Annotated in this window: 14 protein-coding genes; 10 read left to right on the top strand and 4 right to left on the bottom strand. The window is 56.9% G+C overall.

The window, feature by feature from the left end; genetic code table 11:
* Nucleotides 1–110: 110 nt before the first annotated feature.
* The 4 genes from DK872_RS22320 to DK872_RS22335 are packed head-to-tail and all read left to right on the top strand — an operon-like array spanning nt 111 to nt 3,103.
* Complete coding sequence (locus DK872_RS22320) at nt 111–662, top strand: peroxiredoxin (RefSeq protein ID WP_007370614.1); 552 nt, start codon at nt 111–113, stop codon at nt 660–662.
* 34 nt (nt 663–696) lie between these two features.
* Entirely contained in the window at nt 697–1,917 is a 1,221-nt protein-coding gene (locus DK872_RS22325; RefSeq protein ID WP_161518864.1) for a protein-disulfide reductase DsbD, read from the top strand.
* Between the two features lie 9 nt (nt 1,918–1,926).
* Nucleotides 1,927–2,478 (top strand): sigma-70 family RNA polymerase sigma factor, encoded by a 552-nt coding sequence (locus DK872_RS22330; RefSeq protein WP_007370612.1) that lies wholly within the window; start codon nt 1,927–1,929, stop codon nt 2,476–2,478.
* On the top strand, nt 2,465–3,103 hold the full coding sequence (locus DK872_RS22335; RefSeq protein WP_007370611.1) for a DUF1109 domain-containing protein: 639 nt from the start codon (nt 2,465–2,467) through the stop codon (nt 3,101–3,103). Before DK872_RS22330 ends, DK872_RS22335 begins: the two co-directional genes overlap by 14 nt.
* Here the strand turns inward: DK872_RS22335 and DK872_RS22340 are convergent.
* The 3 genes from DK872_RS22340 to DK872_RS22350 all read right to left on the bottom strand — a co-directional run bounded on the left by DK872_RS22340 (nt 3,092) and on the right by DK872_RS22350 (nt 7,097).
* On the bottom strand, nt 3,092–4,174 hold the full coding sequence (locus DK872_RS22340) for an ABC transporter ATP-binding protein (protein ID WP_007370610.1): 1,083 nt from the start codon (nt 4,172–4,174) through the stop codon (nt 3,092–3,094). The genes DK872_RS22335 and DK872_RS22340 overlap by 12 nt on opposite strands.
* On the bottom strand, nt 4,167–5,936 hold the full coding sequence (locus DK872_RS22345; protein ID WP_007370609.1) for an iron ABC transporter permease: 1,770 nt from the start codon (nt 5,934–5,936) through the stop codon (nt 4,167–4,169). The genes DK872_RS22340 and DK872_RS22345 overlap by 8 nt, the downstream gene beginning before the upstream one ends.
* Before the next feature lie 72 nt (nt 5,937–6,008).
* Nucleotides 6,009–7,097, bottom strand: a complete 1,089-nt coding sequence (locus tag DK872_RS22350; RefSeq protein ID WP_035890108.1) for an ABC transporter substrate-binding protein — start codon at nt 7,095–7,097, stop codon at nt 6,009–6,011.
* A 334-nt stretch (nt 7,098–7,431) separates the two neighbouring features.
* Here DK872_RS22350 and DK872_RS22355 point away from each other — a divergent pair, with 334 nt between their 5' ends.
* From DK872_RS22355 to phnE (DK872_RS22375), 5 genes are all read left to right on the top strand, one after another.
* On the top strand, nt 7,432–8,052 hold the full coding sequence (locus tag DK872_RS22355; protein WP_007370607.1) for a hypothetical protein: 621 nt from the start codon (nt 7,432–7,434) through the stop codon (nt 8,050–8,052).
* Nucleotides 8,053–8,207: 155 nt separating this feature from the next.
* Nucleotides 8,208–9,053: a phosphonate ABC transporter ATP-binding protein gene (gene phnC / locus DK872_RS22360; protein ID WP_035890110.1), complete on the top strand. Its 846-nt coding sequence runs from the start codon at nt 8,208–8,210 to the stop codon at nt 9,051–9,053.
* A gap of 35 nt (nt 9,054–9,088) precedes the next feature.
* Nucleotides 9,089–10,030: a phosphonate ABC transporter substrate-binding protein gene (gene phnD, locus DK872_RS22365; RefSeq protein WP_035890112.1), complete on the top strand. Its 942-nt coding sequence runs from the start codon at nt 9,089–9,091 to the stop codon at nt 10,028–10,030.
* A 78-nt stretch (nt 10,031–10,108) separates the two neighbouring features.
* Complete coding sequence (gene phnE, locus DK872_RS22370) at nt 10,109–10,981, top strand: phosphonate ABC transporter, permease protein PhnE (protein WP_035890114.1); 873 nt, start codon at nt 10,109–10,111, stop codon at nt 10,979–10,981.
* Nucleotides 10,978–11,859 (top strand): phosphonate ABC transporter, permease protein PhnE, encoded by an 882-nt coding sequence (gene phnE / locus DK872_RS22375; RefSeq protein WP_007370602.1) that lies wholly within the window; start codon nt 10,978–10,980, stop codon nt 11,857–11,859. The genes phnE (DK872_RS22370) and phnE (DK872_RS22375) overlap by 4 nt, the downstream gene beginning before the upstream one ends.
* Here phnE (DK872_RS22375) and DK872_RS22380 read toward each other — a convergent pair.
* Entirely contained in the window at nt 11,846–12,517 is a 672-nt protein-coding gene (locus DK872_RS22380; protein WP_007370601.1) for an HAD family phosphatase, read from the bottom strand. The two genes, phnE (DK872_RS22375) and DK872_RS22380, sit on opposite strands and share 14 nt — an antisense overlap.
* A 127-nt stretch (nt 12,518–12,644) precedes the next feature.
* Between DK872_RS22380 and DK872_RS22385 the strand changes: the two genes are divergently transcribed.
* The gene (locus DK872_RS22385) at nt 12,645–13,571 is read left to right on the top strand and encodes an aminoimidazole riboside kinase (protein WP_035890115.1); all 927 of its coding nucleotides are present in this window, start codon (nt 12,645–12,647) and stop codon (nt 13,569–13,571) included.
* The last annotated feature ends 40 nt before the right edge of the window (nt 13,572–13,611 follow it).

Raw genomic sequence — 13,611 nt, forward strand, 5'->3', positions numbered from 1 at the left:
CACAACAAGTGAGCAAGTGCGGAGAAAATTTTCTGCCCGGCGAAACTTTTCCCTCTGTAGCGGCGAACTATCTATGAGCGTTAACGTTCTTCACCCTTATGGAGCGCAACATGACCCCGATAAAAAAACTCGTGCTTAGCCTTACTGCCGCTGCCCTGCTCAACATCGCCAATGCCCAGGCCGCCCTGCCCGCCGGAGCACAGGCACCGGATTTTCAACTGCAAGGTGCGCTGGCCGGGAAACCGCTGACCTTCTCCTTACAGCAGGCGCTGAAAAAAGGGCCGGTGGTACTCTACTTCTTCCCGGCGGCGTTCAGTAAAGGCTGTACCATTGAAGCGCATGCCTTTGCCGAAGCCACTGACGATTTCAAAAAGCTCGGCGCCACGGTGATTGGCGTCACCGCCGGGAATACCGATCAAGTGGATGAGTTCTCGAAGCTGGAGTGCCGCGATAAATTCACCGTCACCGCCGATCCGGGAGCCAAAGTGGCCGCCCGCTACGACACGCTGATGCAGATGAATGGCAAAACCCTTTCCGATCGCACCTCGTTTGTCATCGCCCCGGATGGCAAGATCCTGCTGAGCTACACTGACAGAAATCCGGAAACGCATATTCAGAAAACAATGGAAGCGGTGAAACAGTACGCCAGTGCGCATTCCTGACGCGCAGTAACCCTCCAACTTGCAGAGAATCGCTATGTTGACCGCTATGCTCGCCGCCTTCGCAGGCGGCATTATTCTCAACTTTATGCCCTGCGTCTTTCCGATTATCTCGCTGAAAGCGCTGGGCCTAATCCGTCACGTCGGGGGACCGACGCAAACCCGTCAGGAAGGTTTCGGTTTTCTGCTCGGCACCGTGGTGACGATGATGATACTGGCCGGGGTTCTGCTTGCATTACGTGCGGGCGGCACAGCGGTCGGCTGGGGGTTTCAGCTCCAGTCGCCGCTGGTGATCGCCTTTCTGGCGCTGGTGATCCTCGGCGCGGCGCTCAATTTGCTCGGCGTGTTTGAGGTGGGCCTCAGCCTGCAACGCGCCGGAGAGATTGAGGTTGAACGCGGCGCATTTATCCGCGCGGCGCTGACCGGCGCACTGGCGATCATTGTCGCAACCCCTTGCGCTGCGCCGTTTATGGCGGGCGCGATTGGTTATGCGTTAGTGCAGCCGCCCGCCGTTGCGCTGGCGGTATTTTTCGCGCTGGCGCTCGGGTTTGCCGCGCCGTTCAGCCTGATTTCGCTGTTTCCGTCGCTCGGTAAATGGCTGCCGCGCCCCGGCGCATGGATGAATACGCTCAAACGCGGGCTGGCGTTTCCGATGTTCGGCGCTTTCGGCTGGCTGGTGTGGGTGCTGGCGCAGCAGGCGGGCACCACGGCGCTGGCGGCGATTCTTGCTGCATCGGTGGTGGTGAGTTTTGCCGCCTGGCTGTACGGTATGGCGCAACAACGCCGCTTTGCCGGACGCGGTCATAAAGTGTTGTTCGCGACTACCGCCGTGCTGCTGCTTGCCGCCATTGTGCCGCTACCGCCGGTGGTGAAAAGCGGTAGCACGCTGCCCGCAGCGCACATTGCCGAGGTGAAATGGTCACCGCAAACGGTGGCGGAGAATCGCGGGCATGGCAAAGCCATCTTTGTCAATTTCACCGCCTCGTGGTGCATCACCTGCCAGGTTAATGAGCGTACATCGCTCTCCACTCAGGCAGTGAAAACCGCGCTGGCGCAGACCGGTACACTCTATATGGTGGCCGACTCCACGAAATTTAACGCGGATATTGATGACGCGCTCAACGACCTGGGCCAGGGCAGTCTGCCGCTCTATGTGGTCTACCCTGCAGACGGCAGCGCGCCGAAGATCCTGCCGCAAGTGCTGACACCCTCGATCGTGGTGAATGCGCTGAATCAGGCGAGCGGGAAAAAAACCTAAAGGCGGATTATGCAAAAAAGTGAGGCAGCGCGTGACGAATGGCCACGCCTGATGGCGCTTGCGCAGGCAGGCGACCAGCAGGCTTACACGCGGCTGCTGAAAGCGCTGGTGCCCGTTATCCGCACGCTTGCCCGCAGGCAGATTGCCGACGAGGTGCTGGTGGATGATGTGATTCAGGATGTGCTGCTCACCGTGCACCGGGTGCGTCATACCTACGATCCCAGCGCCCCTTTCCTGCCGTGGCTGATGGCGATTGCTCATGCCCGCACCGTCGATGCACTGCGCAAACGCGGTCGCCACTGGCAGCGGGAAGTGGAAAGCGAGGACGCATCACTGCTGATTGCCAGCAGCGAGCCATCGCAGGCGCCGGAAGAGCTGTCGGCGCTGCTGAATCAGTTACCGGACCGCCAGCGGCAGGTGATTGAGCATGTTCATCTGCGGGAGATGAGCCTTGCGGAAACCGCGACGCACAATAACCTGACGGTCTCCGCCGTGAAGTCATTGCTGCATCGCGCCCTGAATAATCTTCGTCGGTTGGGAGCACATCATGGCCGATCATGACCTGTTAATTGAGAAGTTAAGCCGCTCCATCGCGCCGGTAAAACGCCCCTGGCAACCTGGCTTGCGCGTGATGGCCTGGCTGGCGACGGCGTTACCGTGCGGTATTGCCGCCAGCTTATTGCTGAACAGAACCCTGACCGACTGGTCGCAGAGCGGCGCGGCGTGGGTTATCGTGCAGTTGCTGTTGACCTTTGTTGCCGGAACGCTGGCGATTCGTAATGCTTTTTTGCTGAGCATTGCCGGGCAGCAGCCGCTTGGCTGGAAGTGGTTTGCGCCGCTGTTTAGCATCTGGTTCGCCAGCACGCTGAGTAATCTGCACCTGCACTACTCGCAGGCTTCTGCTACCAGCGTTGAAGGGCCGAATTGCTATCTGTTTATGCTGGTGGTCAGCGCGCCAATGATGGCGATTGTGATTGGTTATCTGCACCGCACCCGATCGCTGTTCCCGGCGCGGAGCCTGGCAGTGGCGGGCGCGGGCGTGGCCTGTATGGCGCTGACGTTGCTGGCGTTTTGCCATCCGGCGCACCTCAGCGCGCCGGATCTGTTAATGCATTTCGCCGCCATTTTCACCATTATCGCCGGCACCATTGCGCTGGGTTACCGCTGGGTGGCGTTACCCTGGTGAACCGCTTTTCGGGAAGATCCATAGCTGTTCGGCGGGCAGCACCAGGCGGTAATTCTGCTCGCTGCGCGGCTGAGTACCGTAAACGCGCAGCACAAAATCATCCCCCTGCGTGCGGAACAGATATTCCCAGCGGTCGCCAAGATACATGCTGGTAAGCATCGGCAGCTCCAGCGAGTTGTCCTGCGGTTGATCGCTTAACCGCAGGCTTTCCACGCGGATCACTGCCGTCGCTGGTTGGCCCACCTCGACGCCCGGCCCGGCCACGCCCCACAGCGCCCAGCGCGCACCTTCAATACGCGCCTTGCCGTTCACCACCTCGGTAATGTTGCCATGCAGGCGGTTATTGCTGCCCATAAATTCAGCGGTAAACAGCGTTGAGGGCGTGCTGTACATCTCCTGCGGTGTGCCCTGCTGTTCGATAACGCCATTGTTCAGCAGCAGGATGCGATCCGAAATCGCCATCGCTTCATTCTGATCGTGCGTTACCATCAGCGCCGATAAACCGAGTTTGACGATCAGCTCGCGCAGGAATACCCGCGCCTCTTCACGCAGCTTGGCATCGAGGTTTGACAGCGGCTCATCCAGCAAAATAACCGGCGGGTTATAGACCAGCGCACGGCCAATCGCCACGCGCTGCTGCTGGCCGCCGGAGAGTTGATGCGGGTGGCGTTTGCCCAGCGTTCCCAGCCCGAGTTGATCCAGCACCGTTTGCACCCGCTGAGCGATCTCCGCCGACGCCACTTTCCGCAGTTTCAGCGGATACGCCACATTCTCGAATACCGTTTTATGCGGCCACAAGGCGTAAGACTGGAACACCAGCCCCAGATTGCGCTCCTCGGCGGGCACTTCACTGCGCGGATTGCCGTCGTACACCACATTGCTGCCAATGGTGATGCGCCCCTGGCTCGGTTTTTCCAGCCCGGCGACGGCGCGCAGCAGCGTGGTTTTACCGCTTCCGGAAGGGCCAAGCAGCGAAACAACTTCGCCCCGTTTCAGTTGCATGGAGACGCCTTTCAGTACCGGATTGTCGCCATAGGTCAGATGCAGATTATCTACAGCCAGCTCAATCATGTAATTTCACTCCAAAGCGCAGGGCCACGCCAAGACCGATGACCACCAGCAGAATATTGATAAACGACAGGGCAGCAACGATATCGATCGCGCCCGCCGCCCACAGCGACACCAGCATCGAGCCGATGGTTTCCGTTCCGGGAGAAAGCAGGTAAACGCCGGTTGAGTATTCACGCTCAAAAATCAGGAACATCAACAGCCAGGAGCCGATCAAACCGTAGCGCGACAGCGGCACCGTAACGTGACGGGTTACCTGCCCGCGCGACGCACCAGTGCTGCGCGCCGCCTCTTCCAGCTCCGGCCCGACCTGCAACAGCGTGGAGGAGATCAAGCGCAGACCGTACGCCATCCACACCACGGTATAAGCCAGCCAGACGCTGAAGATGGTGGTACGCAACGAACGCAGCCAGACGATCAGGTTGTCGCGCAGCCACTGCGCCACCGGCAGCCCCGAGAGCCAGCCGTTTTTCAGCGACTGATCCAGCCACATCGGCAGGAAAAGGAACACCCATAAGAACGCCAGCCCCGCCAGCAGCCCAGGCACAGCGCGCGGCACCAGCACGCTATAGTCGAGAAAGCGCGTGACATTATCCTGCTTGCGGTGCATCGCAATGCCGACGAACAGATAGCAGACCACCGCCAGCACGCCGCCAATCACGCCAATAGCCATTGAGTTGACGATGGCGCGCAGCAGGTTCGGCTGCTGCCAGATACTGCGAAACGTGGAGAGCGAAAACTCGTCCCACAACGAAACGCCGACGCCCCAGTTGGCAATAAACGCCCGCAGCACCACGCCTATCAATGGCACGCCGATGGTCACGGTGAGCCACGCCACCACCACCATTCCTGCCACCCAGCGCCATTTGCCGAGCGGCAGCGCGCGCGCCTGCGAGGCTTTGCCCTTCATGGTGACGAAACGGTTGGCGGTGCGCATCAACCTGCGCTGCAACATCACCAGCGGAATGGTGATGCAAATCAGCACCACGGCCACCGCCGCCATCAGGTGGTACGACGGCGTACCCAGTTTATTGGTCAACTTATACAGATATGTTGCCAGCACCATGTTGCCTTCGGGATCGCCGAGCACCAGCATCAGGCCGAACACTTCCAGACCGAGGAAAAAGAGCAGCACGCAGGCATACAGAATCGAGGGGCGAACCATCGGCAGGCTGACGGCAGTCATCACCTGAAGTGGCGATGCGCCGACGGTACGCGCCGCCTCTTCAACATCCGAACCGACGCTGCGTAATGCTGACGAAATATAGAGATAAGCGTGGGGCACATGGGTTAAACCGGCAATCACCACAATGCTGAACATCGAGTAGATGTTCCACGGCACAAAACCGATGAGTTCCTCCGCCCAGCGCGAGAAAAAGCCCACCGGCCCGGCGGCAACCACATAGCCAAAACCGAGCACCATCGGCGAGACGAAAATCGGCACCAGAATCAACGGCTCGATAAACCGACGGCCCGGTAAATCAGTGCGTACCATCAGAAAGGCGAGAATACCACCCAGTGGAATCGCAATAATCACCAGCCCGAAAGCCAGAATGAAGCCGGATTTCAGCGCCAGATAAAAATCTGGATCGGTAAAAATAAAGGCAAAGGATTCAAGGCTGAACTCTTTGCTGCGGGCGAAAAAGGGTGCGGAAAGGAAGCTCTGCACCACAATAAATAACAGCGGGATATAAATAACCAGTGCGGTAATTAATACGGTTACGCCACGCGGCAACCCCTGCCATTTTCTGCGCACGATATTCATAAATCATCCCTTTACGCTCTGTCATGCCAACAAAACGTTGTGCATCGCAGCGATGCACAACGGTGATGGAGATTATTTGGCGGCGGCTGCACGCCACTGCTTAATAAATTCCAGACGTTTTTTCGGCTCCAGATATTCCAGCAATGATTCATCCACCGGGATCGGCTTCAGCGCCTGCCCCAGCAGTTTGGTCATGCCATCAATATCGTTTTTGCCTTCAATATCCTGGCGCAGGGAAGGAATATCCGCCTGGTTGGCGAGAATACTCTGCCCTTTTTCCGACAGCACATAGTCAAACCACAGTTTCGCCGCATTGCTGTGCTCCGCTTCCGCACTGATAAACGACACGCGCGACAGCACCAGCACATAATCTTTCGGGTAAGAGATGCCCAGCGATTTATCCCCTTTAATGCGCGCTTCGGCATACGAGCCAAGGATGTTGTAACCGATCAGGTTTTCACCCGACGAGACGCGCTCCATCATGGTGCCGGTGGAGGATTGCACCGTCAGGCCGCCTTTGGCGATATCCCCCAGATGCGCGAAATAGTCTTTGTCGCTTTTGCTGTCCTGCACGGCGAGCATAAAACCGAGGCCGGACTTTTCAATATCGTAGGTGGTGACTTTATTTTTGAATTTATCGCTCTGCGCGGCGATTAATTTCGCCAGCGCGCTGTGAGAATCGGGAACATCGCCTGCGGGGATCAGCCGTTTATTATAAATAAACACCACCGGTTCATAGGTGGTGCCATAGGCTTTTTGCTGCCACACCGCCCACTTCGGTAATTTCTCTTTTTCTGGTGAAGCATATTCGGCGGCATAATCCGTCGCCAGCTTCAGCGCGGTATCCATCGATGAACTCCAGACCACATCGCCGCTGCCGCTGCCGGAGGCCTGCTCGCTGAGATAGCGGTTATACAGCTCGGTGCTGTTCATATCGTTATATTCGACTTTAATTCCCGGATATTGCTCCTCAAAGCCTTTAATCAGCGGGCCTGCAGCTTTGGTATCCGTTGTAGAATAGATAACGACTTTGCCCTCTTTCGTCCCGGCATCGACGATTTTCTGATACTCCGCCGGATAGCCCGCAGGCACCGCCGCCAGCGCAGAGCCAGCAAATACGGTGGCCAGAACGGCGGCCAGCGTTGCAATCTTCCCTTCCATACAACCCCCAAGTATTGTTTTTGAAACACAAAATTAACATATAGACCGTGCGCCAACCGATGCAATAAAGTTGCTTGTTTTTTCTGACTTTTGTGACGGTGACGTGATTTAAATATATGCTGTTTCCGCGCGGAAAATAGCAGGCAAAAAAAACCGTAAATATCCGCTTAATATCATGCTCTGTCCGCCTTCTCGTGCCGAAAAATAGCCAGAAAGAAGAAAATAACGTCGTGTGAAATAACGTAAAAATACCCCGTTTAGTGTCTTATATCGCCCCATCGATATACCGATACAAGCGTATGCTGATCGCAAACTTTCAGGAGATCACAACGCAATGGCAGCAGTGGCAACGGACGTTATCAGCGGCGCAATCATTTCCGGGATTGAGAAAGCGCATGAAGATTACCGGAAAATGTCAGGTGGATACTGGGTGTGGACAGCCGCGGAGTACATGCTGACCACCTATATCGCCAAAGAGTTGAGCGAAATGGAAGGGGCGAAATTCGTTACCATCGAGAGTAATGGCAGCAGTTCGATGGAACATGCGCAGGCTATCGCGCCTGGCCCCAAACCTCTTAAAGCGCGGCTGAATGGGCGCTTTGATATTCTGCTGTGGTGGGGAAAATCCCAGCCGCGCGCCGTTATTGAAGTGAAAAACCAGCCCGGCGGCCCCTCCACCTGGTATCACGATATCGAGCGTATTACCTCAGTGCTGAAAATCAGCCGCGAAACCTCTTCCATTAAATTTGGCGCCTTCGCCTATTACTACTCCGCCGCCGACGGTGAGTTGCTTAGCGGTGCGGAGAAGGTGTCGCAGAAATTTGCGCGCGTGGAAGACTACGTACGGAAACAGATCGCTGACCGTTATCACGTTTACCAGGTCACTTCGGAAATTCATGACGAAGGGGTAGAAGGCGCCTGGGGCGCAGCGTGTCTGATTATCCGCATGATATAAACATCGCCTCAGCTACCTGCCACCGCAGCCTGCGGTGGCCTGCCCAACCTTAAGCGAAACCTTCGCGTTCATTATTTGTTCGCCTGTTCGTCATAAAACGATCATCTGTTGTGCCGTTAATGGTCGCCAGTTGAATGACAAAAACCGGAAGACTTATGAACAGCGCGTTGGCAGAACTTTCTGAACACCCCTATTCGCCTCTGCATCAATTAAACACCGTGCCGAAACAAAAGGTGCTGAGCGTCAGGAACTTGCGCAAATCGTATAACGAGCATCAGACCGTGCTGGACGATATCAGTTTCGATCTGCACAGCGGCGAGATGGTCGGCGTGATTGGCCGTTCCGGCGCGGGTAAATCAACGCTTTTACATGTACTGAATGGCACGCACAGCGCCAGCGCGGGCGAGATCTTAAGTTACACCGATGATGAAGGCGAGCCGCGTGATGTCTCACGTCTGAAAGGCCGTGCGCTCAATCAGTGGCGCAGCCAGTGCGGCATGATTTTCCAGGACTTCTGCCTCGTTCCGCGCCTGGATGTGCTGACCAATGTGCTGCTTGGCCGTCTGAGCCAGACATCAACGCTAAAATCGCTGTTTAAAGTTTTCACCGACGAAGACCGCGCGAAAGCCATCGCCCTGCTCGAATGGCTGAACATGCTGCCGCATGCGTTACAGCGTGCAGAGACGCTCTCCGGCGGGCAGATGCAGCGCGTGGCGATTTGCCGGGCGCTGATCCAGAACCCCTCGTTATTACTGGCGGACGAACCTGTCGCTTCGCTGGATCCGAAAAATACCCAGCGCATCATGGACGTGCTGCGCGAAGTGAGCCAGCAGGGCATCAGCGTGATGGTCAACCTGCACTCTGTTGAGCTGGTGAAAGAGTACTGCACGCGGGTTATCGGCGTGGCGCAGGGACGCATTATTTTCGATGACCACCCTTCCCGGCTGACACAGGATGTTCTGCACGTGCTGTACGGCGATGAAATAAGCCAATTGCATTAATTATTCCTTCCAATGAGACAACACAGGCAATGACAATGAAAAACCCTATTTCTGGCGCATTACGTTTATCTGCATTGATGACAGGTCTTCTGTTGGCATGGCAGGCCTCTGCCGCTGAGCAGCCGAAGGAATTGAATCTGGGGATTCTGGGCGGGCAGAACGCGACCCAGCAAATCGGCGATAACCAGTGTGTGAAAGAGTTTCTCGATAAAGAGCTGAACGTCGATACCAAACTGCGCAACTCCTCTGACTACTCCGGTGTGATCCAGGGGCTGCTGGGCGGGAAAGTTGACGTGGTACTGAGCATGTCGCCTTCCTCTTACGCCTCGGTGTATATCAACAACCCGAAAGCGGTCGATATCGTGGGCATCGCCGTTGACGATAAAGATCAATCGCGCGGTTACCACTCCGTGGTGATCGTGAAAGCCGACAGCCCGTACAAAAAGCTGGAAGATCTGAAAGGCAAAGCGTTCGGCTTTGCGGATCCGGATTCCACCTCCGGCTACCTGATCCCGAACTACGCGTTCAAACAGAAGTTCGGCGGCAATGCCGACAACAAATACAACAACTACTTCTCCAGCGTTACCTTCTCTGGCGGTCATGAGCAGGACATCCTCGGCGTGCTGAACGGCCAGTTCGCGGGCGCGGTCACCTGGACGTCAATGGTTGGCGATTATAATACCGGCTACAGCACGGGCGCCTTTAACCGCCTGATCCGCATGGATCACCCGAATCTGATGAAAGAGATCCGCATCATCTGGGAATCGACGCTGATCCCGAACGGCCCGATTCTGGTGAGCAACAGCCTGCCGGCGGATTTCAAAGCCAAAGTCATTACCGCCGTGAAGAAACTGGATACCGATAATCACGCTTGCTTCGTGAAAGCGATGGGCGGCACGCAGCATATCGGCCCGGGCAGCGTGGACGATTTCAAACAGATTATCGAGATGAAACGCGAGCTGGTGACTGCACGTTAATCGGCACGCCATGAAATAAGCCCCTGCGTCGCACCAGGGGCTTTTATTCGATTGTCATACAGGACGCTATTGCAACGCATGAACACGTCGAATACGCAGTTTGAGCACTATTACCAGCAGGTCAGAGCGCGCCAGAAGCGCGACACTGTGGCCTGGTCGTTACTGCTGCTGGCGCTCTGGTTTGCCGCCGGGAACGCCGCCGAATTTAATATTTTTACCATCTGGCACTCACTGCCCAACTTCCTCGATTACATGCTGGAAACCGTGCCGACGCTGCACTGGTCTGTGCTTTTTGCCGACAGCCACACCAAAGGCTCGCTGGCGTATTGGGGTTATCGCCTGCCGATTCAGTTACCGCTGATTTGGGAGACTCTGCAACTGGCGCTGGCCTCAACGCTGCTCTCTTTTGTCATCGCTGGCGTGCTGGCTTTTCTGGCAGCGGGCAACACCTGGTCGCCACCGCCGGTACGTTTTGCCATTCGCGCGCTGGTGGCGTTTTTGCGCACCATGCCGGAGCTGGCGTGGGCGGTCATTTTCGTGATGGCATTTGGCATTGGCGCGATTCCCGGTTTCCTCGCGCTGGCGCTGCACACCGTCGGCAGCCTGACCAAAATGTTTTATGAAGCGGTGGAAAGCACGCAGGATCGCCCGGTACGCGGGCTGGCCGCCTGCGGCGCCACGCATCTGCAACGCATCCGCTTCGCGCTGTGGCCGCAGGTCAAACCGATTTTTCTCTCCTACGGTTTTATGCGCCTGGAGATTAACTTCCGCTCCTCCACCATTCTCGGTCTGGTTGGCGCAGGCGGCATCGGCCAGGAGCTGATGACTAATATCAAACTCGACCGCTACGATCAGGTCAGCATTACACTACTGCTGATCATCATTGTGGTTTCGGCGCTCGATACCCTCTCTGGCCGTTTGCGTCAGTGGGTGCTGGAGGGGACAAAATGACAAGCTGGCAAGCCGTACCGAATGTGACCTTAAGCCGGAAACTGCACAGTGATTTGTTCAAAGCGCAGGGGCGCTATCTGCGCCGTCTCGGCCTGATCGCGCTGGCCGCTGCGCTCTATTATCTGTGGTTTTTTATGCAGTTCGGCATTCCGCTCGATCAGGCACTTAACGGCATGCAGCAGATTGGCCGCTATCTGCTGCGCATGTTTGTCTGGCACGATTTCCTCAACTGGCCATTTGGCTACTATTTCTCGCAGATTGGCATCACGCTGGCGATTGTTTTCGCCGGTACGCTCACCGCCACCATGCTGGCGTTACTGCTCTCATTCCTTGCCGCACGCAACATCATGCGCGGCGGGTTTCTCGGTGCGGTGGCGTTTTGTATGCGTCGCCTGTTCGACATTCTGCGCGGCATCGATATGGCGATCTGGGGGCTGATTTTTGTGCGTGCCGTTGGTCTCGGGCCGCTGGCCGGGGTACTGGCAATCATCATGCAGGATACCGGTCTGCTTGGCCGTCTGTATGCGGAAAGCCATGAAGCGGTGGATCGTTCGCCGGGACGCGGTATGACGGCTGTCGGCGCGAGCGGCCTGCAAAAGCACCGTTTCAGCACCTTTACCCAGTCATTCCCGACCTTCCTCGCGCTGAGCCTTTATCAGATCGAGTCCAACACCCGTTCGGCGGCGGTGCTGGGGTTTGTCGGCGCGGGCGGTATCGGTCTGATTTATGCCGAAAACATGCGGCTATGGAACTGGGATGTGGTGATGTTTATCACTGTGATTCTGGTCGCGGTGGTGATGCTGATGGATATGGCATCGGCCTGGCTGCGCCGACGCTATATTATCGGTAAACCGGTGCCGCTGTTTAAGCCAGAGTAAGCTGCCAGTTAAGTTGCGGCCAGCGGCGCAGTTCTCCTTGCGCCGCCAGTTGCGGGCAGGGATTCACCATAAACACGTGGTTGGCGTATTCGCAGAGCGGCAAATCGTTAATCGAGTCGGTGTAAAACGTCACCTCCCCACGATGCTGCGGGTGATGAACAAGGAAGTTTTCCAGGCAGGTAATTTTGCCCTGCTGATAGCTCGGCGTACCGTCGATGACCCCCGTGTAGCGCCCGTTATCGGTTTTCACCTCCACGCCAATCGCGTGCTCAATGCCCAGCACTGGCGCAATCGCCTTCACCAGTAAACTGACCGACGCGGAGATAATCAGCATCGCCTGGTTGCTGGCCTGCAATTCCCTGATTAACGCCAGCGCCTGCGGGTAGATGCGCGGCACAATCTCCGTTTCCACACACCGCGCCACCATGCTATCCACCAGCGCCACCGGGAAATCGCGCAGCGGCGACATGGTCAGCGCCACATACTCGTGCAGATTCATTTCGCCACGCGCGTAATCCTGCATCATCCGCTCTTCATGGTGCAAATATTCCGCGCCATCGGCAAAACCTTCACGCACCAGGTAGCGGCTCCATAGCGTGCTACTGTCACCAGAAATCAAGGTGTTATCGAGATCGAAAACGTACAGCGGTTGCGGCATTGTTGCGTCCAGAGTAAGGAAACCCGCCCTGCACCTTAGCAAAAAAAGATGACAACTTAACGATGCAGTTGATTTGCTAAACCGGTTTAGTTAAGTTTTAGCGATTATTTTAAAGCGGGAGAGAGTTATGTCAGCACGAGTCTGGTGTCTGGGCGACGCCGTGGTCGATTTACTGCCGGAAGGCGCAGGGCGCTTGTTGCAGTGTCCCGGCGGCGCACCAGCGAATGTGGCGGTCGGTATTGCGCGTTTGCAGGGAAACAGCGGTTTTATCGGCCGCGTCGGTGACGATCCTTTTGGTCATTTTATGCGTCAAACCCTCGACGCCGAACAGGTGAATACCGCGTTTATGTCTGCCGATCCGGCGCAGCGCACCTCCACGGTGATAGTCGCGCTCGATGAAGGGGGTGAGCGCTCATTTACCTTTATGGTACGACCGGGCGCCGATCTGTTTCTCGCTGTGGATGATTTACCCCCCTTTCAGCGCGGCGAATGGTTGCACTGCTGCTCGATTGCGCTCTCTGCTGAACCGTCGCGCAGCACCACGTTTACGGCGATGACGCGCATCCGTGAGGCCGGGGGATTTGTTAGCTTCGACCCGAATATCCGCCACGATCTGTGGGCCGATCCGCAGCAGTTGCACGATGCCCTGAGCCAGGCCTTCACGCTGGCGGACGTGGTAAAACTCTCGGAAGAAGAGCTGGCCTTTTTTAGTGGCCAGGCGGATATCGACGCCAGCATGCAGCAATTGGCCGAACGCTTCGCCATCCCGCTGTTGCTGGTGACGCAGGGTAAAGCAGGCGTCAAAGCCTGCCTGCGCGGCGCGCTCAGCGCCTGGCCGACACAGCCGGTTATCAGCGTCGATACCACCGGCGCGGGAGATGCGTTTGTTGCCGGATTACTGTGGGAGCTGGCGCAGCACGGGCTACCGGATACCCAGGCGCAACTTGGCGAACGTCTTGCCACCGCGCAGCGCTGCGGAGCACTCGCCACCACGGCGAAAGGCGCGATGACCGCCTTGCCCTATCGTCATCAACTGGAAGAACAACCCGTCTGAGTGCCGCTTCGTTTTGCGAGCCGTCTCACAATCACTAAAC

The organism is Kosakonia sp. MH5, assembly GCF_009935945.1.
In the GTDB taxonomy this organism is placed as follows: Bacteria; Pseudomonadota; Gammaproteobacteria; order Enterobacterales; family Enterobacteriaceae; genus Kosakonia; species Kosakonia radicincitans.